The organism is Pseudomonas sp. MUP55 (genome assembly GCF_034043515.1).
In the GTDB taxonomy this organism is placed as follows: Bacteria; Pseudomonadota; Gammaproteobacteria; order Pseudomonadales; family Pseudomonadaceae; genus Aquipseudomonas.
On sequence record NZ_CP138214.1, the window covers coordinates 945,636 to 966,597 of the forward strand.

12 protein-coding genes and 4 pseudogenes are annotated in these 20,962 nt (G+C 54.1%); all 16 read right to left on the reverse strand.

Annotated features, from left to right (window positions below):
- Positions 1-16 precede the first annotated feature (16 nt).
- On the reverse strand, positions 17-1,642 hold the full coding sequence (tnpC, locus tag SC318_RS04140; RefSeq protein WP_320429763.1) for an IS66 family transposase: 1,626 nt from the start codon (positions 1,640-1,642) through the stop codon (positions 17-19).
- A 61-nt stretch (positions 1,643-1,703) separates the two neighbouring features.
- On the reverse strand, positions 1,704-2,039 hold the full coding sequence (gene tnpB / locus SC318_RS04145; RefSeq protein ID WP_320429764.1) for an IS66 family insertion sequence element accessory protein TnpB: 336 nt from the start codon (positions 2,037-2,039) through the stop codon (positions 1,704-1,706).
- Positions 2,036-2,368, reverse strand: a complete 333-nt coding sequence (gene tnpA, locus SC318_RS04150) for an IS66-like element accessory protein TnpA (RefSeq protein WP_015372091.1) — start codon at positions 2,366-2,368, stop codon at positions 2,036-2,038. Before tnpA ends, tnpB begins: the two co-directional genes overlap by 4 nt.
- Before the next feature lie 267 nt (positions 2,369-2,635).
- Positions 2,636-4,264: a methyl-accepting chemotaxis protein gene (locus SC318_RS04155; RefSeq protein ID WP_320431188.1), complete on the reverse strand. Its 1,629-nt coding sequence runs from the start codon at positions 4,262-4,264 to the stop codon at positions 2,636-2,638.
- 126 nt (positions 4,265-4,390) lie between these two features.
- Positions 4,391-6,016, reverse strand: coding sequence for a methyl-accepting chemotaxis protein (locus SC318_RS04160; RefSeq protein WP_320429765.1), 1,626 nt, complete (start codon positions 6,014-6,016; stop codon positions 4,391-4,393).
- Between the two features lie 125 nt (positions 6,017-6,141).
- A complete protein-coding gene (locus SC318_RS04165) occupies positions 6,142-6,576 on the reverse strand; it encodes a hypothetical protein (protein ID WP_320429766.1) in 435 nt (144 codons plus the stop codon).
- A gap of 38 nt (positions 6,577-6,614) precedes the next feature.
- The gene (locus SC318_RS04170) at positions 6,615-7,589 is read right to left on the reverse strand and encodes a helix-turn-helix domain-containing protein (RefSeq protein WP_320429767.1); all 975 of its coding nucleotides are present in this window, start codon (positions 7,587-7,589) and stop codon (positions 6,615-6,617) included.
- Between the two features lie 1,330 nt (positions 7,590-8,919).
- Positions 8,920-11,990 (reverse strand): annotated as a pseudogene (locus SC318_RS04175) (efflux RND transporter permease subunit).
- Positions 11,987-13,087, reverse strand: coding sequence for an efflux RND transporter periplasmic adaptor subunit (locus SC318_RS04180; RefSeq protein ID WP_320429768.1), 1,101 nt, complete (start codon positions 13,085-13,087; stop codon positions 11,987-11,989). Before SC318_RS04180 ends, SC318_RS04175 begins: the two are co-directional and overlap by 4 nt.
- Before the next feature lie 76 nt (positions 13,088-13,163).
- Positions 13,164-13,778 carry a TetR/AcrR family transcriptional regulator gene (locus SC318_RS04185; RefSeq protein WP_320429769.1) on the reverse strand — a complete coding sequence of 205 codons (615 nt, stop codon included), beginning with the start codon at positions 13,776-13,778 and terminating at the stop codon, positions 13,164-13,166.
- 972 nt (positions 13,779-14,750) lie between these two features.
- On the reverse strand, positions 14,751-15,506 hold the full coding sequence (locus tag SC318_RS26965) for a methyl-accepting chemotaxis protein (protein ID WP_413817632.1): 756 nt from the start codon (positions 15,504-15,506) through the stop codon (positions 14,751-14,753).
- A gap of 102 nt (positions 15,507-15,608) precedes the next feature.
- Positions 15,609-16,889: pseudogene (locus tag SC318_RS26970) on the reverse strand (HAMP domain-containing protein); the annotation flags it as partial.
- 1,397 nt (positions 16,890-18,286) lie between these two features.
- Positions 18,287-18,772: pseudogene (locus tag SC318_RS04195) on the reverse strand (methyl-accepting chemotaxis protein); the annotation flags it as partial.
- A pseudogene (gene traD, locus SC318_RS04200) lies at positions 18,771-20,300 on the reverse strand (type IV conjugative transfer system coupling protein TraD); the annotation flags it as partial. The pseudogenes SC318_RS04195 and traD, both read right to left, overlap by 2 nt.
- A 3-nt stretch (positions 20,301-20,303) precedes the next feature.
- On the reverse strand, positions 20,304-20,714 hold the full coding sequence (locus SC318_RS04205) for an HNH endonuclease (protein ID WP_320429771.1): 411 nt from the start codon (positions 20,712-20,714) through the stop codon (positions 20,304-20,306).
- A complete protein-coding gene (locus SC318_RS04210) occupies positions 20,674-20,958 on the reverse strand; it encodes a hypothetical protein (protein WP_024073354.1) in 285 nt (94 codons plus the stop codon). The genes SC318_RS04205 and SC318_RS04210 overlap by 41 nt, the downstream gene beginning before the upstream one ends.
- Between the last annotated feature and the right edge of the window lie 4 nt (positions 20,959-20,962).

Below are 20,962 nucleotides of genomic sequence, written 5' to 3' on the forward strand. Positions count from 1 at the left end.
GATATGTGTCCGCGCATCACGCCTTGCGTAATTCCACTGGCTGCCACTTATGCGGCAACAACTGATCAATCTCACTCGCCCGCTGTGTCGGTAGGCGCGTCAGAACATCCTTTAAATAGGCGTATTGGTCATGACCATTCAGCCGTGCTGACTGGATCAGGCTCATAATCGCCGCAGCTCGTTTGCCGCTGCGCAACGACCCTGCAAAGAGCCAGTTCTTGCGTCCAAGCGCCCAAGGCCGGATCTGGTTCTCTGCCCAGTTGTTGTCTATGGGTACGGCCCCGTCATCAAGGTAGCGCGACAGCGCTGCCCAGCGTTTCAGGCTGTAATCGAGTGCTCTGCTGATGGCTGAGCCTTCGGGCACGAGGTCACGCTGGGCGATCATCCAGGCGTGCAGCATGTTCATCACAGGTACAGCTTTTTCTTGCCGTATTCTGCGCCTTAAATCCGGCTCCAGGTCGCGGACTTCACTTTCAATTTCGTACAGCAACTGGATATAGCGCAGGGCTTGCTCGGCGAGCGTGCTTTTATTCGTAGCGTGCAGTTCGAAGAACTTGCGCCGTGCATGAGCCATGCAGCCGATCTCGGTCACGCCGAGTTCAAAGCTGGCCTTGTAGCCGCCAAAATCGTCGCAGACCAGCTTGCCCCTCCAGTCTTGCAGGAAGTTGCGAGCATGCTCTCCGGCGCGGCTGGGGCTGAAGTCGTAAACCACCGCTGCCACATCTGAGAACTGGGTGGTGGCATAGGCCCAAACATAGGAGCGGTGGGTTTTCTTCGTTCCCGGCATGAGCATCTGCACCGGTGTTTCATCGGCATGAATAACCTGCTGCCCGAGTACCACGTCGCGCAGCGCATCAACCAGCGGCTGCAACTGAACCCCGGTCACGCCAACCCATTGAGCCAAGGTTGAGCGTGGAATCGCCAGGCCCGCTCGGCCAAAGATCGATTCTTGACGGTAAAGCGGCAGGTGGTCGGCAAACTTGGCAATCATTACGTGGGCCAGCAGGCCCGCAGTCGGGATGCCCTTATCAATAACCTGCGCCGGAACAGGTGCCTGGATCAGCGTTTCGCAGTCATCGCAGACCCATTTGCCACGCACATGGCGTTCAACGGTAAATACGCCGGGCGTGTAGTCCAGCTTCTCGCTGACGTCCTCGCCGATGCGCTTGAGGGCACAGCCACATGGGCAGTGAGTGTTGTCCGGTTTGTGATGGATCAGCGTGCGTGGAAATTCAGCCGGTAATGCGGTGCGCTTGGGCTTCTGATTTTTCTCGGCTGGAGTTATCACTGCCTGCAAGCTTTGAAGCTCTGCTTCAATCGCTGCAATATCGGTATCGATCAGGTCATCGAGCAAACTGGCCTGCTCGGGATTCATCTGCTCGCTGCGTTTGGCAAACTTCAAACGCTTGAGTTGCGCGATCTCGTGGGTCAGTTTCTCGATCAGCGTTTGATCACGTTTGATCTTCTTGCCCATCGTCTCAACGGTTTTACCCATCGTCTCAACTTGTTGGTCGAGCGTTTCTACCGTCTTGCCCAGCGTGTCGACCTGGTGGTCGAGTGTCTCGACACGCTGTATCAACTGCGCCGCCAAGGCGCGCAGTTGTTCAGGGGTCAAGTGATCAAGATTGGGTAGCGAAGTCATGGGGCCGATTTTGCCAAAGCAGGCAATTCCCGGCGATAGACCGATAGGCTAATGGCAGCCGTTAAAGCAGTGTGATCGGGCCTCCAGAACCTGCGCGTTGCCATGGCAGACCCAGCACTAATGCCTGAAGTTGCTCGGTATTCAGCTCCATCTCAGAACCGTGGCGAATGCCTGGCCAGTGGAACTTGCCTTGGTTTAATCGGCGCGCCGCTAGCCATATTCCGAAGCCGTCATGCACCATCACTTTCATGCGATTGGCGCGGCGGTTGGCGAACAGATAAGCACAGTGCGGCTGCGCCGCACCGAACACGGCGATCACCCTGGCTAATACCGTCTCGGTACCGGCGCGCATGTCCATCGGCTCGGCGGCGAGCCAGATGGAGTCGATGCGAATCATCGCAGGAGGTCTCGAAGAAAGGTCGCGCAGGCAGCAGCATTTTCAGTGGGCCAGTTCACTTTGACGGTGCCACGCGGGTGCTGTATCTCAACGCAGATGTTCGATGATGACGGATGGGATTTTGCGCCAGCCAGCGACACGGGTAATGGAATAAATGCAGGTTGCAGCGCTGTGCTTTTCTGCGATTGCAGCCGAATCCATTTGTGGACGAGGTTTGCGTTGAGGTTATGGCTGAGTGCGATGCTGGCAATCGAAGCACCGGGCTGAGCACACTCTTGAATGACTTGGGCTTTGAAGGACTTGGAATAAGAACGGCGTGTTGGCTGCATGAAATACCCGCTTAAAAGGCTAGAACTGGTGCCCACTTAAATTTAAGTGCACACCATGTCTTGGCTTTGCGGGGCTGGGTAGATGACTTGGCCGGACGCATACGGAAAACCTATGGCCATCTATGAAGAAATGCAGTCTCAGCTCCAGGAACTTGTTGACCTGGTGAAGCTTGACGAACAGTACACCGCAGCAGTTGCCTACGGCGCTGAAAAATGTGTTGGACAGTAGGAGTAGTAAGGCACTACCCCTATTGGATTTGCTAGCGATCAAATTTTGAAGCGGGCAACTACCTCGTTAAGTTGCAGCGCCAGCGTGGCGAGTTCTGCGGTTGCGACGGAGGTCTGTTTTGACCCGTCAGAGCTTTGATTTGATAGTCCCCGGATGCGGACAAGGTTAGTATCAACCTCTCGTGCAACCTGTGCTTGCTGCTCGGCTGCTGTGGCAATAAGAACATTGCTATCATTAATGAGGCCTACCAAATGAGCAATTTCGCGCAGAGCTTCCCCAGCAGCACTGGCACACTCGACAGAAATGGCAGCTTGCTGAGATGTATGCTGCATGGCGAGAACAGCGCTACGACTTCCGCGTTGGATGCTGTCGATCATATGATCAATTTCCTGTGTCGACTGTTGCGTCCGTTGAGCTAAAGCCCTGACCTCGTCAGCAACGACGGCAAAGCCTCGCCCAGCATCACCTGCACGAGCAGCCTCAATTGCGGCATTCAAGGCAAGCAGATTGGTTTGATCAGCGATGGACCGGATCACCTCCAATATCGCGCCGATGCTCGTCGCGTGGTCGGCGAGCGTTTGGACTTCTAACGATGAACTCTGCACTCGGCTCAGCATATCGTTAACCGCCGTGATGGTCTGGTCGACACGTGCTCTCCCATCCTCAGTCGATAGTTTAGTGTTCTGGGCGGCCCCCGATGCGCGGACGGCATTACCCGCTACCTCATCTACGGCCGCACTCATCTGCGTGACTGCAGTCGCGGCCATCTCAACCTCGCTGTTTTGCTGGTGCAATCCCCGAGCGGCATCGTCAGTGACCGCTTGGACCTCTTCACCTGCCGCAGCGAGCTGGTATGAAGATTGCGCTATCTGACCAACGATTTCTCGTAAGTTTGTTTGCATTTGCTTAAGTGCGTCAATGAGCTGCGCGGGCTCATCACTACCTGAAGTGACTATTTCTCCTACAAGATCGTTTGCCGCGATTCGCCTGGCTATCGCGACTGATTGTTGCAGAGGTTGCGTTATGCTCCTAGTGAAACGCCAGGCAAGCAGAACAGTCGCGAGTATGGAAACGGCGATGAAAATAGAAACGATTTTCACAGTTTGGCTATAAGTTGCCGCTGCTCTTTGTCCGGCGCTCGCCGCATTTTTCTCGTTCAGACTACGCAGATTTTTGAGAGCCAGGTTTACGTCGTCACCCGCCGGGCTTAACTCGCTGTTACTGAAACTTATGGAAGCCTCAATCTGATTCGATTTAATAAGATCTACAACCTTATCCTGAGCATCCCAGTAACGTTGCATAGTTGACTTTAACACGTCGAAACTAGCTTGCTCTTCGGGGGTGTTCATTAGTCCATCTAGTTGGCGAGTTGCATCATTAGCGGTTTTTCGGGCCGAAATAATTGTTTTAAGTGCGCCCTCCTTGCGTGATTCCGACTCCAGTGGGTTTCGCAATCGTGCATTGCTAGTGCGGACCTCGTTGAATGAAAGGGCAGTGATGCCGAGCCGCGTGACGCTGGGCAAGATGATATTTTCAACGTATTGCTCTGCCTCATTTAGTTGAGAGGCTTGGCGCAGGCTAGCAAGGCCCAAAAAGATAATCAAGACGCAAAAAATGCCGAAGCAAATCATTGCACGCGATGCAATGCTAAATTTTCTTAAGTGCATGATATTCCCATAAGGTTCAGCTGCAACGTTAGGAACGCTGTCGCCTTTCATTGTTGGATTTGACACAACGATGTTCTTATCAAAGGCCTCCTTGCTCTTCTAGATAAAAACTATTATCCCGATTTGCTAGATCCTGAACCTTTTGACCATTTGGCTTAGGTCTAGAGCTAGGCGCGCTAACTCCTGACTAGAGGCGAATGTCTGGCTGGCCGCTGCGGACGTTTGCACTGATAGATTCCGGATGTTTATGAGGTTACGGTCAACTTCGCGCGCGACCGTTGCCTGCTGCTCGGCCGCGCTGGCGATCACCAGGTTGCGTTGAGAAATTTCAGCGACGCTTAGCGTGATACTCTCAATTGACTCGCCTGCCGCTTTAGCCACCTCAAGTGTGAGCAATCCTCGATTGCTGCTGTTATTCATGGCCGCGACTGCTTCAGCGCTGCCATGTTGAATTGTACTGACCATCGCTTCAATCTCCTGTGTAGATTTTTGCGTGCGGTGAGCAAGGGCTCTAACCTCGTCGGCCACCACCGCGAAACCCCGGCCGGCTTCACCAGCCCTGGCAGCTTCAATGGCGGCGTTGAGAGCCAACAAGTTGGTTTGCTCAGCAATACCTCGAATGACATCCAATACTTTTCCAATGTCATTCGTCTGCTCAGCCAATAGACGCACATGGCTGGACGACTCTGTCACGTCGTGGCTCATTTGTGCGATTGCCGAAATGGTTTCACTCACACGCTGTTGACCTTCCGTGGCCGAGAAGGCCGATCTTTTCGACGCTTCAGCCGTGTCGACTGCATTTCCTGCAACTTCCTCCACCGCAGCTGTCATTTGATTAACAGCCGTCGCCGCCATGTCAATCTCAACGTTTTGTTGGAGCATGCCGCGAGAGCCCTCATCTGTGACAGCTGTGAGTTCTCCTGAGGCTGACGCTAACTGAGTTGCAGAGTTGGAGATATGGACGATCGTGTCACGAAGTGTAATTTGCATAGTGCTTAATGCGCGTTGTAATTTTGAGACTTCGTCGTTTCCATCCACGACAATAGGGTTTCTTAAGTCACTCGCAGCCACCAGCTCGGCTGCTTTGACTGCCCGATCGAGTGGCTGCACAATGCTGCGCGTCAGTACAGTCGCTAGCAATATTGTCAATAAGGTAACGATAATCAGTACTCCAACAACGACGTCTCTTCCATCTTCATATATGCCTTGTGAGTCTCCAACGCTCTCGGCGGCACCTTTTCGATTGAACTCTATAAGGCTGCTCAGAAGGGGGTCAACTTGGTCAGAGTACAGCTTAAGTTCGCCGTTAATTAGATTGGATACTTGTAGCTCATCTCTGGCTAAGGAGGCAGTACGCAATTTATCGAGGCCGGCAATATACTCTAGAATTTTGTCTCGGAGGGGGTCAAATAGCGTTTTTTCATCGGAATCAAATATTGTGACGTTATAACTCTCTAGCAACTCTTTAGCCCGCTTGCTCAGCGCATCAATTCGAAGATTGGCTTTCTCAATGTCGGCTGCGCTGCGGTTAATAAATGTGTAATAGGACATTGTGCGAAAGCGTGCCATAGTATCAGCAAGCTCCCCTAGGATCAGCGTGCTTGAAAGGCGATACTTGCTAATTGAGATCGTATTTTCATTCAAACCTGACATTTGCCTTAGGCTCATAGCGCCCAAAATCATCACCAATAATGCGATCAAGCAGAAGCTGACTGTGGAGCGCAAAGCAATGCTGTATTTTCGAATGTACATAGGTGCTGTCTCGGCGAACGTTAGTTGAGTTGCTTAATACTGCAAAGTAGCTGAGGCTGAGCAGGTAAAGTTTTAGCTGATAAGACCAATTGCGGTGATACTGTTTTCAGCAATTAATTGCTGTGCTACTGTCTCAGCTCCGACAAGCTCTTGTTAATAATTAGAAAAATTTTGCAAATCGCAATGTCGTCTTCCTGACTTAACGCTTCGGTTTTGCTTAGTTTCGTTGCTGTCTGCATTACGTTTTCAATCAGTGCAAGGCCCGAAGCTATCATGTTCAGTTTCAACTCAATTAATGCAGAAAGCAACTTTGTCATCTCTTTATGTAGTATGCTCTGCATTAGACCGAAATCTACAACCCCAGCGCTCGCGACGGGCGCTAGGGAAGTGTTGATAAGGGCCCCTATTTCCTCGCTGACCTCATCGAGTTCATTAATGCCTATTTTAATTGACCTTACCTGGCTCAAAAGCTTGTGCGCCAGCATTTCTGTACTTAGAATCAAGTTCTTGCGATCATTTTTCTTATGCAAAGTAATATCCCACCATCCGTGATTTGACATGTAAATCATCACTAGTGCAGCTGTATTTTACAGATACGCTAGCTTCGCCGTAGTAACGAGTTTCTAAATGTATCTATCGGCTGCTCATGATGCCTTGCACTGTAATAACGAGTGAACAAGTAATAGCTGTTAAAGCCGCACTCTTTGGCTACGAACTTTATGTTGTCTTGATACTGCCCCGAAATCAAAAGCTGTCGCGCATGCTGCAGCCTAATGTCACGCAGGTATGCCATAGGCGTGATATTTTTGAACGTTTTGAATCCTAGCTGTAACGACCTGATGCTTATTCCTGCGCAGCCCGCGAGTTGAGCTACGGTGATATTTTCTTTGTAGTTATTATCGATGTAGTTTGCTACTTGTCGAATGCAATAAGGACTTGGCCGTAAAGTCTGACTTTGATCATGTATTACATTGGAATAGTTGTTTTCTAAATTGTAGAGCGTGTAGCTGATCAAAGATTCCTTTAGGTGCGACAGGATTCTGCCGGATGTAGAAGGTGCATCTTTCGATATGTCTAGTAAACATTTTGCTATGCTGGTTAGGCAAGTCGCCACGTTTGTGGTGGCGGAGGGATTGTTGAAGAATATTCGCGATTTTGGTGGTTCTCCCAGGATTAACGCAAGATATCTATGCATATCTAAATGATCAATATATAAGGTGGTGTAATTCACGTTTTCAGAATACTCCGCAGAAACAACCTCCCTTTGATCACCGAGAAACACCAAATTCTCTTTAGACTGAAATGTACTTTTATTAGTTTTCCATGTGATGTGACCTACATGAGGTATCGTAATCAAGAACCCATCTTGCTCGCCTTTCGTCTCATAACCCCAGCCGCTAGGGCTTGATGATGTGCTTGCAAATGATGCTCCAAGCAGGCATATCTTTGATGAATACTCAAGTTTTCCACTTGGCCCGGCTGTCACTTTCAAATTGCAGCAATAACTATCGAAGTGCTCATCTGCCGCGTTTTGGTCTTTTACAAAAACAGATGAGTAATAGAAATCAGTCATCACTGTTATTCCATTTATACGCTTTATAGCGCGCTTTTATAAATCAGTTTGCTTTTAAGTGTCAAACTATTTGGCGAAATGTAATGCTGCATTAAAAGAAAACGAATTGATATTGAAATTGCGCAATTAATATTCGCTGGTTACATTTTTTCACTTGTGAATCCCTTGCTAGACGGTTTATTGCAGTGTTGCGTAGACCTGAACCGCTGTTGATATTTCTGGATCCCATTCTGGCTTCTGGGATTGTCGCGCAGTAATGGGCCTGCGTACTGCCTGCCCTGTTCAGGTAGCGGGCATCAACGACTCGGACATTCCCACGGTTAAAGTCAATGACTTGTGCTGCGCGGATGAAAATTTGATGAAGTCTGATAAATATTCGTTTTTGCATGTATTGGCGCCAGTACCGCTACGGCGCTGGGAAGCTTGTTCTACCGGCGATTTTTTTTCTAAGCCCACGGAGGTTTATTGGTATGCCACAAGAGAGCACGACTTTGTGAGATTTTTGGTCCAGTGATTGCGTGCTGCATTAAAAGATAGAGCTCGGTGTTGTGTTGGGCCAACATCTTTTGATGGCCTGGCGTCAGCAATGTAGACTGCTAGCGTAGGGCATTCCTGAGGTCCTGGGGTTGCAACGCGGTTGTTTTCTAATGAATCCCTGTTTCATGTTGTTGGATGAAATGCTACACGGTGGCACCAGCTAGTGCGGCTACGGCAAATACACGTAAGCCCACGGTTAGGGCGAATGCACCGGGATTTGCCACGAGTCGGGCCGGCGTGATGACTGGCGAATTCTTTGATTACGAAATGGTAGAACGCTCAAGCACAACGCATGCATCGGATCAATGCCTTGAGCAGTCCCTCAGATCCATAGCACGGACGCTGAGGGACCTAGTCGAATTGACGATGAGGTTCACACGCTCAAGACTCACTTATCAATGGAGGCGGGGAAGGGCACCGTTCGAGTTGGCACAGGTCGGGCTTCAGACCTGGTCTTCCGAGCAAGACAACGCACGCTTTCTCAAAGGCAAGCGGACCGCCTCCCGTATGCTTGTTCAGAGTTCAGTTCTGAACAGCCTGCGTACGACTGAAATCACCGTCCATTGCACGCAAACCAGGAGTCAGGATTTTCATGTGTGGTCGGCGGGTTTATATGACTTGAGTAAGCGATTGGATCACTAGAACCGTTTTCCTGTGACAGCTTCACGCTTAGAACAGCCGAGGGCCCAGCGGAGTCAAAATTAACTGTTTGAGTCTGCTATTGCGCGGCGGCAGCGTTGTGGTCTCTGGAGCCTGGTGCAGCTCGATCACTGCTTACCTTTAAGGCTTCCGATTATGTACTAGACGCATTCGTCGGGCGAATTCTGAACCAAATCGCGTACATGGCCGGCAGGAAGATCAGGGTTATGACGGTTCCTCCTAGAGTACCGCCTATCAACGTGTAGGCCAGGGTGCCCCAGAACACTGAATGGGTCAGCGGGATGAATGCCAGGATCGCCGCCATTGCCGTCAGCAAGACTGGCCGTGCCCGGTGCACCGTGGCCTCGACTACAGCGTGAAACGGATCAAGACCCTGCTTTTCGTTGTGGTCGATCTGTCCGATCAGGATCAAGGTATTGCGCATCAAAATGCCGGACAGAGCGATCAGCCCGACCAGGGCATTGATGCCGAAAGGTTGGTTGAACAACAGCAAGGCTGGCACCACACCGACCAGACCGAGCGGTGCTGTTAGGAAAACCATCACCATCGCCGACATGGACCGTACCTGGAGAATGATGATCAGCAGCGTGACGGCAACCATGATCGGAAACAGCGGCAGTAACGCCACGGTGGCCTTTGCCGACTCCTCGATAGAGCCTGCCTGCTCGATCCGGTACCCGTCTGGAAGGCTGGCGATGATGGGCTGCAACTCTTTCGCGATTGCAGAAGAAACATCAGGCGGCTGCAAGTCTTCTGCAATATCGCCGCGCACCGTAATGGTTGGCACGCGGTCACGTCGCCGGAGGACGGGATCTTCCATGCGCACACTGACCTCACCTATCTGAGAAAGCGGGATACGCTGACCTGCCGACCCCACCAGCGTGAAGCCCTCGATCTTTGCAGGATCGAGCCGGATACCGCCTGCTGCCCGGCCCATCACCTGCACCGAACGAATATTTTCACGGACAGCGGTGATGGGCACACCCGAGAGTAAAAACTGCAACTGCCCCGCAACTGCGCTGGACGTCAGCCCGACGGCCTGCAACCGGTCCTGTTCCAGCGAGAAATGCAGCGTCGGCACCCGTGGTCCCCAATCGGTATTGACCGTACGCATCATCGGGCTTTCCTGCATGACGGTCTGCACTTGCCCCGCGATCTCACGCAATGTATCCGGATCCGGTCCCGACACGCGGTAGGCGACAGGAAAGGGTGAATAAGGACCGAAGACGAGCTGAGTGGCGCGAACGCGCGCTTCAGGTGCGAGTCCGTCGGCGACCGCTTCCCGAATACGCGACTTGAGCGCTTCGCGCGCCTCCTGGCTGTCCGTGAGCACGACAATCTTCGCAAACGATGGATCCGGCAACTCCGGGGCCATTGCCAGGTAAAACCGCGGCGAACCCTGGCCGATATAGGACGTTATGATTTTCGCGTCATTCTGGCGCTGGAGCCAGGTTTCGATTTTCGCCGTTGTTGCACGGGTCTGTTCAATCGAGGTGCCATAGGGCATTTGTACCTCGATCAAGACCTCAGGCCGATCAGAGGTCGGGAAGAACTGCTTTTTGACCAGCCCCATACCCACAATGGCCACGGCAAACAGCAAGATCACGCCGGTCGCCACCCACCATTTGTGCCCGATCACGCGGGTCAAAACCCGCCGAAAACGGTTGTAATGCCGCGTGTCATAGATCGCCGCGTGCCCCCCTTCTACAGGTTTGATCGCGGGCAGCATCTTCACCCCCAGATAAGGCGTGAAGACCACCGCGACGAACCAGGAGGCAATCAGAGCAATGCCTACGATCCAAAACATGTTGCTGGTGTATTCGCCGGCCGTTGACTGTGCGAAACCGTTGGGCATAAAGCCAACCGCCGTGACTAACGTGCCGGCCAGCATGGGCGCTGCAGTGTGGCTCCAGGCGTACGCCGATGCCTTGATGCGGTCGTAGCCCTCTTCCATTTTCACCACCATCATCTCGATAGCGATGATCGCGTCATCCACCAGCAGACCAGCGCCAGAATCAGTGAGCCCAGGGTAATCCGGTCAAAATTCTTGCCCGAGGCTTCCATGACCACAAACACGATCGCCAGTGTGAGCGGCACTGCGGCGGCCACCACGACACCCACGCGCCACCCCATACTGAGGAAGCACACCAGCATCACCACCAGCAGCGCGACGAAGAATTTGATCATGAACTCGTCAACGGCCGAGCTGATGTTCACGGATTGGTCGGTGACCTTTGAAAGCCCCATCCCCAGAGGCATGCCTTGGTTGATTTTGGTCGTTTCGGCATCCAGCGCCTTGCCAAGGTCCAGCCCGTTCCAGCCATCGCGCATGACGATGCCCAGCAACAAGGCAGGCTCACCCTGATTGCGGACCATAAAGGTGGCGGGGTCCTCATACCCACGCTCAACGGTCGCCACGTCCGACAGCTTCAAGGTTCGAGCCTTCAGGACAATCGGGGTATTGCGGATATTTTCAAGCGTGTCGAAAGCCCCCTCCAGACGCAGAAGCACCTGGGGCCCGCTGGTTTCGATTGAACCGGCAGGGGTCAAGGCGTTCTGGCTGTTCAGTGCGGCGAAAAAATCCTGGGGAGCAATACCCAACGTCGCCAGGCGCTCATGGGAGAACGACACGAAAATGCGCTCGGTCTGCTCGCCGATAATGTTGATCTTTTTGACGCCCGGTACATGCAGCAGACGCTGGCGCAGGGATTCTGCGTCGCGCACCAATAAACGTTGGGGCTCGCCTTTGGCTTTGAGCGCAAACAACGCGAAAGTCACGTCCGAGAACTCATCGTTGACCATCGGGCCTATAACGCCGGCAGGCAACGTTTTGGCCGCATCGCTCAGTTTTTTACGCGCTTGATAGAACTCTTCCTGCACCTCGGAGGGCGGGGTTTTGTCCAACAGGGAAACCAGGGTGAACGCCATGCCTGGGCGGGTGTACGTCTCGCTGCGGTCATACCATTTTAATTCCTGCAGGCGTTTTTCAAGGGGCTCGGCCACTTGGTCCTGCATCTCTTGCGCGGTCGCACCCGGCCATAGAGAGATGACAGTCATCTGCTTGACGGTGAACGGCGGGTCTTCCGCCCGACCCAGTTTGAAAAAAGAAAGCGTCCCCGCGACGCCGATCAACAGAATGAGGAACAGCGTAATGGACCGTTCGCGAACGGCCAGAGCAGAAAGATTGAAACGGGACGCGCTCATGGTCGCTCCCCGCTGATACCGTTACCAGGCTGCTGGACCCGCACTTGCTCACCTTCGTGGAGTAAATGCGCTCCCAGGGCAACGATCTGTTCGCCCGGCTTGACGCCGCCACTCACCGTCGCCGCGTCATCGCTCAAACCCAGCAGTTGAACCGCACGCCATGAGACGGTCGCCGGCGTTCCCGCAACCACCCAAACGCCAGGGCCCTTGCCCGGGTCGTAAATGGCTGCCATGGGAACCGCGAGCGCAGGCTGGGCAGCCTTGCCGTCCGAGAGACGCAGCGTAACGGTAGATCCCAGCGGCGCGTTGGCGTCGTCAAGCACATACCGTGCTTCGAACGTACGCGTGAGCGGATCGGCTGCGTCAGACAGCAGTCTGAGCTTCGCAGGAATGACCTTCGCATCGCTGCCGTAGAATTTGGCCTGGGCCATGTCGCCCAGGACGGGCCGCACTGTTTCGGGCAAGTGGATAATGGCCTCGCGAGGCCCCGCCTTTGCCAGCCTCACGACAGGCTGACCTGAGCTCACAACTTGCCCGGGCTCTGCCAGCGTTTCTATCACCACACCGTCAGCGTCGGCCAGCAACGTGGCGTAGCCCGTAGCATTGCGGGCGACATTGGCCTGGGCTTGCGCGGCATTGAGTTCCGCCTTGGACGTGTCGGCCAGGGCCTTAATCCTGTCGTATGCCGACGCGGAGATCGCGCCAGCGGCAACGAGATTTCGATTACGTGCTTCGTCATCTGCCGCTTGTTTAGCGCGTGCAGCGGCGGCGGCAACCGCCTGGATTTGGGCCTGAGCCTGAAGACCAAGGTCAATGGGGTCCAGACGCATCAGGGTCTGCCCGAGCTTTACTTCCTGCCCCGTGTCAACCAGACGCTCCGATACCTTTCCCGACACACGAAAGCCCAAATCGCTCTGAACGCGAGCGACAACTACACCGGTAAACGACCGCGACGCCCCGTTGGCGCTCGCAACAATGGCGGCCCTTACCAAGGGTGGCTGTATTCGCGGATCGCGTTCGCTCGACGACTCATCACACGCAGTCAAAACGAACGGAAACAGGCAAATAGCAACGGCTGCATATCTAAAGCGGCGCATGGGACCCCTGACTCGTATCAAGTGGACAGGGAACCAATTCTCTGCACTGTGACCAAATTAGTCAATGGTCACAAAATCATGGCGCCAGGCTTCTCAGTATCAGCGCGGACAGATGCACGGGGGCTGTGGTGACAATGTCCAGGTTGTATTGCAACTGGACCGGGCTGATGTAAGGACGCATCACCAGATGGATCGCCTGAACGGCGTCATCCAACGGGGTCTTGCGTTCGAACTCCCCGGACTGTCGCCCTTCCAGAACAATGTCTCGAACCAACCTTGCGAGGCGCTCGTCGTGTGCCACAGCAGAGGGCCACTGTTCGCGCCCCGCCACCGCGGCGATGTCATAGAGCTTTCGGTCATGAAAAAACAGATCACTGCCGGCCTCTACAATCGCGCGAAACATACGTCGCAGCTTCTCGGAGGCCGTTGGCGCATCCGAAATCGCCGACTCTACGACGGCCATGATCATCGCCAGCCGATTAGCGCAAATCACTTCACCGATAGCCTGTTTGGAGTCAAAGAATTTGTAGATATAGGCTTTGGAGAACCCAATGGCTTTGGCCAGATCGGAGACAGTAGTCTTCTCATAGCCGTAGTGACCAAAGTGCTGAGTGGCCGCTTCCACGACTTGGTCACGTACGCTGTGGTCGGAGGGTCCGCGATGGGGTGTAGTTTTCAATTGATTAGTCATATTTCCAGCCTAGTCCACAAGCCCTGATTGACAACGAGTGACCATATCATGATGTTGTCACGGCTGATCGTAGATCAGGGAACATTCAATGCGCACGCTCTCCACTACACACTGGTCATGAATACCAGCCACTGGCGAGCAGCGCAGAGGGCCCGGATTGTTTGAGTCCACAAGCACCGATCAAAGACCGTTACCCGACGCAACCCGGCATCGAAACCAATATCAAAGTGGTTTCTTCAGGCAATGTCGTTTGGTGGGAGGGTTTCGGTGTTCCTTTGCTCAGCGATCTGGTTACGCAGGCGCTTTCAAAAAATCTCACCTGGCTAAATCCGACGCACTACTCACCCAAGCACGGGCACAGCTCGGATTTGCGACAGCGGCGCTTCTGCCTTCGGGGCGGCGGTCGCCTAGGGGTCTGGAATTTCGGGTTTTGGGGTCACGGCTGGACAAGTATGAAAACTGACGGCCTCTAAGAAACCAATCGCTCAAGTCCAAGCGGTCCCCAAGATCGTCGCACTCTTGGAGAGTAAACCATCTGACAGTGACTAAGTGGCTGACCGATGGATCAAGGCTTAGGCTGTGGTTGATTCGTACATCGGCGCGGTTCAGGCGAGGTCAACGAAACCAGATCGCCAATAGCTTGGTGAGGCATGCTCTTGCCTGTTGTCCGTGGTCAGCCTACTAAGCAACGGCGACAGTCCGAAGCTTATTCGCGACTGGTTTGGGATCTTTTGCGATTAATCATCGGCCTGGGAATTGCTAGTTTACGCCAAGCCTCTCAGTTGAACGAAGCAGAGCAATACATGGAAGATAATATCTCTGGCCAGCATCACGAGACTCGATATCGCGAGGCTTTCGTTCAACGAGGAATGAGTTACACCTGGATCAGGTTTGAGTATCCGCGAAGAAGGGCTGCCCCATAGCGTGAGTAGGTGCTATAGGGATTCTCTCACAGTCGCCCTTTGTGGTTATTCAAACTTTGAACTGATCCATGAGTTTCATCTGCTGGTTAGCCAGGGCATTGAGCTGGCTACTTACAGCCGCCGACTCGGTGGCCTGGCCGGTAAGGGTTTCGGTCACGGTGCGGATCGCCGAGACGTTACGATTGACCTCTTCCGCCACCGCGCTTTGTTCTTCGGCGGCGCTTGCGATCTGCAGGTTCATGTCGCTGATTACCGTTACAGCGTCGCTGATCTTGCTCAAGGCCTTTACCGCTTCGTGGATCTGCCCGGCATTGCTTTGCGCTTGTTGCTGGCTGGAATGCATGGTCGCCACCACGCCCCGGGTGCCATTCTGGATACGTTCGATGACTAACCGAATTTCCTCTACCGAATCCTGGGTGCGTTTGGCCAAGTTGCGCACCTCATCGGCCACCACTGCAAAACCGCGTCCGCTTTCGCCGGCACGTGCCGCTTCGATCGCCGCGTTCAGCGCCAACAAGTTGGTCTGTTCGGCAATGCTGAGGATCACTTCCAGGACTGATCCGATCTGCTCGCTATTTACAGCCAATTCCTCGACTTCACCGACAGCCTTGGTGACTTCCCGGGCAAGCGAGGTGATATCTCGGGTGCTTTGTTCGATAATCGACATGCCTTCACGTGCCGACCGATCCGCGCCGCGTGCCGCGCTGGCAGCATTGGATGCGCTGTTTGCGACGTCATGGGCGGTTGCGCTCATTTCATTGGACGCGGTGGCCACCTGATCTATCTCGCGAAACTGCACCTGCATCCCTTCGCTGGTCTGGCGCGCAATGGCCGAAGACTGATCTGCCGTACCCCGCGCTTCGGTGATGCTTTGTTTGATCTGCGAGATGGTAGGTTGCAGTTTGTCGAGGAAGCGATTGAACCAGCCCACGAGTTCGCCCAATTCATCCTTTTTTGTGTATGCAAGGCGCTGAGTGAGGTCCCCGTCGCCGCTGGCTATGCCCTTAAGCATGGCGGCTACGCTGTTGATCGGACGTGTCACGCCCGTTGCGGTGAGCCAAATCAGAAGCAGTCCGATTAGGCCGGCGGCTGCGCCAACCAATAGCGCTTTGAGGGTGCCGCTGGCTTGAGCTGCGTCGAGCACGGCTTGAAGCTTTACGCTGTCGGAGAGCATCTCGTGTTTGGGCAGTTTGATGATTACGCCCCAGGCTTTGGCATCAGCAATAGGCTTGACTGGGTAAACCGCGCTCACAGTATCGTCCTGTTCGCGGTTGACGTAGATGCCACTGGCGAGCAACTGCACGATCTCCTTGCCTTGTTCGCCGATGGTGTCGATTAGGTTTTTCCCAACCTTGGCTGGCTCGCCACTGTAAGCCGCAATAAGGCCCTTGCTGGAAACGATTTCCAGCTGCGCCGCACCTTCGAACAACTCTTTTTGCGCGGCGTCCGCGGTTGCTTGCAGGGTGTTGAGGGCGATATCAACACCAACTGCGCCTATGAATCTACCATCCACGATCAACGGCAAGGAGATTGTGGTCATGATAACCGGTGTGCCGGTCGCGGTGTCTTCGTAAGGTTCCAGTAAGCAGACGCTTCGGGTGTCTCGGGGGCAAGTGTACCAAATGTTGTACGGCGTTCCGCTAAGGTTGAGTGCGGTCTTGTTCAGGTCTTCGTCAGGCAGGATGGTGTTTAAAGCCCCATTGCCAGGGCGGGTCCAATAGCTAGCAAAGCGGCCATTTTCATTGGATGCACGGGCCTTGTCATTGACGAACTCGCTGTCGTTGTCGCCGAGGCCATCGGGCTCGAGTACCAGCCAGATACCAAACACTTCGCTGTTGCGTTCGAAGGTGTTTTTTAGGCTCTGGTTGAGTTCTTCACGCAGGGCTCCGGCATCCAGTGAGCGCTTGGTGGCTAAGTTGTGCAGGTCTTTAACCTGAGCGGCAAAGGCCGTTATCAGAGTAAGATTTTCACTAGCGGTTTTCTGCAGCAGGAGGGCTTGCTCGGCTGCTTTGGCTTGCAACAGGTTGTGCACGTTGCTGGTGAGCATCCGCGAGCTTGAGTCGCCGACCAGCCTGTTGTTCTGATTGGCTTCGTAGAGGTTGATGCTGATGATCAACGCTATTACGCCCAGCAGACATAACCCAGACAGCAGTACGATTTTCAGGCGTATCGATAGGGTGTCGAACATAGGTTCACTCACTTATGGGAGTCTAGAAATGCATGCACTGAAAGGCCGAGTCCATTCCCCCTTTGTGACCTACATCGGCGCAATCGGCCAACTGGTGAAATATAAGCGACGAGCGGTAGTGAAAGCTCCAGCAAGCGTGGTAGGGGCGTCCTCTATTCGTAAGCGTCTCCAGAAGGCACCTTGTCCAGGCTGAAGTATCCAGTCCTCTGGAAGGTGGTCGCATCTTCATGAGTAACTGTTGTTGGAGCCACTCCAGTTGCGCATCGACTTCATCGAAACAGTATTTAGCTTTCCAGCTTCGCGGAGGCCAGCTTGAGGCCCAAGTCTGCCTTTTACATGTCAAACTGGAAGTGCCGGCTAAGGCTTATCAATGAGAAAAACGTGTGGTGAATCTTTTTGATTCCAAGAAAATAATACTAAATGCCATAAGCCCGGCGCTTTCCTCGAAGTGTCAATAAGTCCTTTAGCGCCGGACGCCTCAAGGCGATCACGAACTGCGCACGAGCTCGGCACTGCACCTGCTGCTAACACGTCCTGCCATGGAGCGATGGATTCTTCGATGTGAACTCCCAACGACTTCAAAGCTGACGAATCACGTAGATCAAAAATGTGTTTTCCAACAACACGCACATAGACAATCTCGAGCTGAGCATTGCGGCACGCTTGTGAGATTGCATCGCGGCATCTACACCTTCTCGCGATGAGCTCAAGTACAGCGTAGGTTGATTGCTGCGTCAGTAGCGCCCAGCCGTTCTAGAACCGCAAAGCGCGGAGGTCCGGTAGTTAGGATCTACAGCGCGATAGAAAACCCCATTAACTTCGGCGAACATCGTGCGGACCTTTCCTGCCACGAATTGCCAGACCATTGTGGCAATCCATAAGCATCGCTTTGCGTAAAACCTCGGCTCACCCAATGGTCTGCGTGTGCTAACTGTGATGTGCGATAGCCGTTTAAAAGACAGAATCCAGCGATGAGAAACGTTTGTGCTCTGGGGTAGGCCAAGGCGACGCTGGATCTCGAAACCGTCTCGGCCATCCTGGATGAAGCAGGCTTCATCTAGGATGTGAATGCGCTGTTTGAGAAAAGGCCGTTTTCACTCAAGCTGAATCGGCCGAGCGTGCCTACGTGATTTGAGTCCCTCTGAGCTGCACGCCGAGGTCCATCAGCGTCGCGCATGGGACCTTGTGCCTGTGCAGCCACGACGGTCGACATGTCTGTCTACAAGCGATGGTGATGCCTTACTCGGGCGAGAGCGGATGTGTCGACCGGATTCCTGTTAAATAGGCTCCGGACATTCCAACAGTCCGGGGGCGCATTTTTGTTCATTTCATTCTGGAGAATGCGTCCGTTCCGGCAGGATCCGCATCGGTTAATCAGGAGCACCCTCGGGCACAAATCAAACGCGGAATCGACGAATCTGCTCGTTGAGCTGCACCGCCAGTTCAGAAAGCTGCTGGCTAGCCGCTCGTGTCTGCTCCGCACCGGCGGCAGTTTGCACCGAGAGATCTCGGATTCGCACAAGGTTACGGTCAACTTCCCGAGCCACCATGGCCTGCTCCTCGGCAGCGCTCGCGATTACCAGATTTCGTTCATCAATGCCCGATACTGATTGGGCAATCGCAGCTAGGGCAGTACTGGCCGACTGAGCCTGCTCCCGTGTGTGCCGAGCCTGGTCAGCACTGGTCACCAGGGCATCCACCGTCTGGACGGTGCCCTGCTGAATGCTGCCAATCATACTTTCGATTTCGCGGGTGCTCTCACCGGTGCGGTGAGCCAGGGCTCGAACTTCGTCGGCAACCACCGCAAAACCTCGACCTGCGTCGCCTGCGCGTGCTGCCTCGATTGCAGCGTTGAGAGCCAACAAGTTGGTCTGCTCGGCGACCCGCAACTGACACCAGGTCGCTGAACATCGAGTTGCCCACCGCTGCAGCTACCTCTGTATCAGATAAAGCGTCCAGGCCGACATAGACCACTGCCCGTTTGCGGATGATCTGCATCCAGTCAAAGATTGGACGTGGGTCCTCAAGATCCATGTAGTCGGGAGATAGCAGCTCTGCAATCCGGCCTGTGGTCAGTTTTTCCAGCAATGGCAGAAGGCTGGCCACGATTTTGTCGAAATAGGTTTTGTCATAGCGTACGGCTGATCGCAGACCCTCCATCACTGGGTCGGAGATGCGTTGCTGAGTGAGGTACATGTCCAGTGCCACCACGCGTAGCGGTCGATCCTTCATGGCGAAACTGAGGTTCTTACGATCGATCTTTCCTTCCAGCTCAACGATGGTTTGCCAGGCTTTGGGATCATTTTCAGCAAAGTGCTTCTGCGCATACTCGATAAACAGCGCGTCAATGTTTGTCACATGCTTGAGGATCTGTTCATAGTCAGGCCGACGTCCCAGTGCCACGAGGGCGCGCGCGATGATGTTGACGAAACGCCAGGCGAATTCCCGGAATGCCGCGGAATTGCCTTCCCCCGAAAGTTGGCCGGCTATGCGGGTGGCAACCTCCGAGATCCGACCAAACCGGCCGACGGCGTTGTAGCGAGCGGAGTGATCGGGCCAGCCTAGGTGGAACACGTAGAATTCCTCCAGTCGGTTTGCGCGCTTGCATTCGATGTACATGCGCTTCAGGAGGTCTGCGTCGCCTTTAGGATCGAAGACAATCACCACTTCGCGGTCCAGGTCCATTTCTACATTGCGCTGGCTTCGATGAACGGGTTGCACGCGGCGCCCCATATGAACGCGGCGCCGGGGGCTACGGCGGGTACGCCTGATGTCTTGGGTGATAAACAACTCTGCCAGGCGGGTTTTTCCAACACGAGTAGTCCCCAATACAAGGGAGTGTCCAACCCGCTCACCCAGTGGCAGGCTGACATCCGCTTCGTTCGGCTCTATGCCGTGTAAGCGCGGTAGCCCCCCGACTGGAGGAAGTGGACGCGCCGGGTTAAATGGCACATCCCACGAGGTAGCCTTTGACAGCAATTTGAGTGGAAAGGGCGCGAACTCCAAACGCTCCTCAATTCTGCGAGCAAAGGTATAGATAGACGTGGGCTCGACATACTCGGCGTACTTTGGGAGGTAAGTCTCCATCAACCGCTGAGTATGTTTTTGGGTCCAGCGAAAGCCTTTACCGATGAATAGCCGCTCATTGCTGACCGGCATGTCTTTGCTGGTCATGGTGTAGTGGGGTAGGCGCCGAATATTGCGCCGGTAACGCAGCACCACCAACGCTTGTTTGAGGCGGACGAACCCTAGACCCAGAAAGCCTGTACCGGCAACCATGCCGAATAAAGGCGTCAGAGCAACCGCCCAGGGCGCGAAAATACAGAGCAACGCCGCAGCGGCACATACGCAAACTGTGTACAGCTCAACAGCAGGGCGTAGTAACGACTCAATGGTGTAGGAGGTGGCCATGGATCACTTCCTATGAGTGAAAGGGGACAGTGGCCCCACTGTTTCGAAATGGAAAACGACTGGCTTGCCTGTCTCAGCGATCAGCCCATAGGACTTGGCCAGGCGGTATATGGGGTGGTAGCTGTTGAGGGAGTCGACGTGTCCAGCAATGCGCTCTCGCCAGACTTCTAGTGGCATCGCTGCCTTGCTCAAATTACACGGCACGCACGCGGGCATCATGTTGCTGATGGCGTGGTTCTCTGGCCGCCCCAAAATGATGGCACCGGAGTACTTGCCGTCCACCCTCTCTGGTTCTCGCCATACTGCTTCCTTGTGGTCCGCATGCCACCGGTCACCCAACAGCACACCGCAGTATGCGCAATGGCCCGCGAATTTAGCGTGAAGCTCGCAGCGTTGCTTCTTGGTCAGCTTCATGGGGCCGGGATCCTCCTTTCATGCGTGATGATGAATTGGCCAACTCTTGCCTCGCTTGCTCAACTGCCTCGGGCAGGCGTTCTTTTAGCCGCTGACATAGCTCCACCTCGTCACCAGGTACGCGGGCGATGACGGTGCCGCCATAGAGCTTGGCGACATAGGTGACCTGTTCAAAAAGCAGTTGGCCTGCTCGTGGGTCATCTGGTTGCTTGATGACCAAGGTGATGTGCGTAAGAGAGGCCATACCC

Bases quoted from the DNA above. Each gene is read 5' to 3' on its own strand.
- tnpB (WP_320429764.1), bottom strand. From the start codon at position 2,039: ATGATTCGCATCGACTCCATCTGGCTCGCCGCCGAGCCGATGGACATG.
- SC318_RS04160 (WP_320429765.1), bottom strand. From the start codon at position 6,016: ATGTACATTCGAAAATACAGCATTGCTTTGCGCTCCACAGTCAGCTTC.
- tnpA (WP_015372091.1), bottom strand. From the start codon at position 2,368: ATGCAGCCAACACGCCGTTCTTATTCCAAGTCCTTCAAAGCCCAAGTC.
- SC318_RS04185 (WP_320429769.1), bottom strand. From the start codon at position 13,778: ATGACTAATCAATTGAAAACTACACCCCATCGCGGACCCTCCGACCAC.
- SC318_RS26965 (WP_413817632.1), bottom strand. From the start codon at position 15,506: ATGCAGGTGCAGTTTCGCGAGATAGATCAGGTGGCCACCGCGTCCAAT.
- SC318_RS04170 (WP_320429767.1), bottom strand. From the start codon at position 7,589: ATGACTGATTTCTATTACTCATCTGTTTTTGTAAAAGACCAAAACGCG.
- SC318_RS04165 (WP_320429766.1), bottom strand. From the start codon at position 6,576: ATGTCAAATCACGGATGGTGGGATATTACTTTGCATAAGAAAAATGAT.
- SC318_RS04205 (WP_320429771.1), bottom strand. From the start codon at position 20,714: ATGAAGCTGACCAAGAAGCAACGCTGCGAGCTTCACGCTAAATTCGCG.
- SC318_RS04155 (WP_320431188.1), bottom strand. From the start codon at position 4,264: ATGCACTTAAGAAAATTTAGCATTGCATCGCGTGCAATGATTTGCTTC.
- SC318_RS04210 (WP_024073354.1), bottom strand. From the start codon at position 20,958: ATGGCCTCTCTTACGCACATCACCTTGGTCATCAAGCAACCAGATGAC.
- tnpC (WP_320429763.1), bottom strand. From the start codon at position 1,642: ATGACTTCGCTACCCAATCTTGATCACTTGACCCCTGAACAACTGCGC.
- SC318_RS04180 (WP_320429768.1), bottom strand. From the start codon at position 13,087: ATGCGCCGCTTTAGATATGCAGCCGTTGCTATTTGCCTGTTTCCGTTC.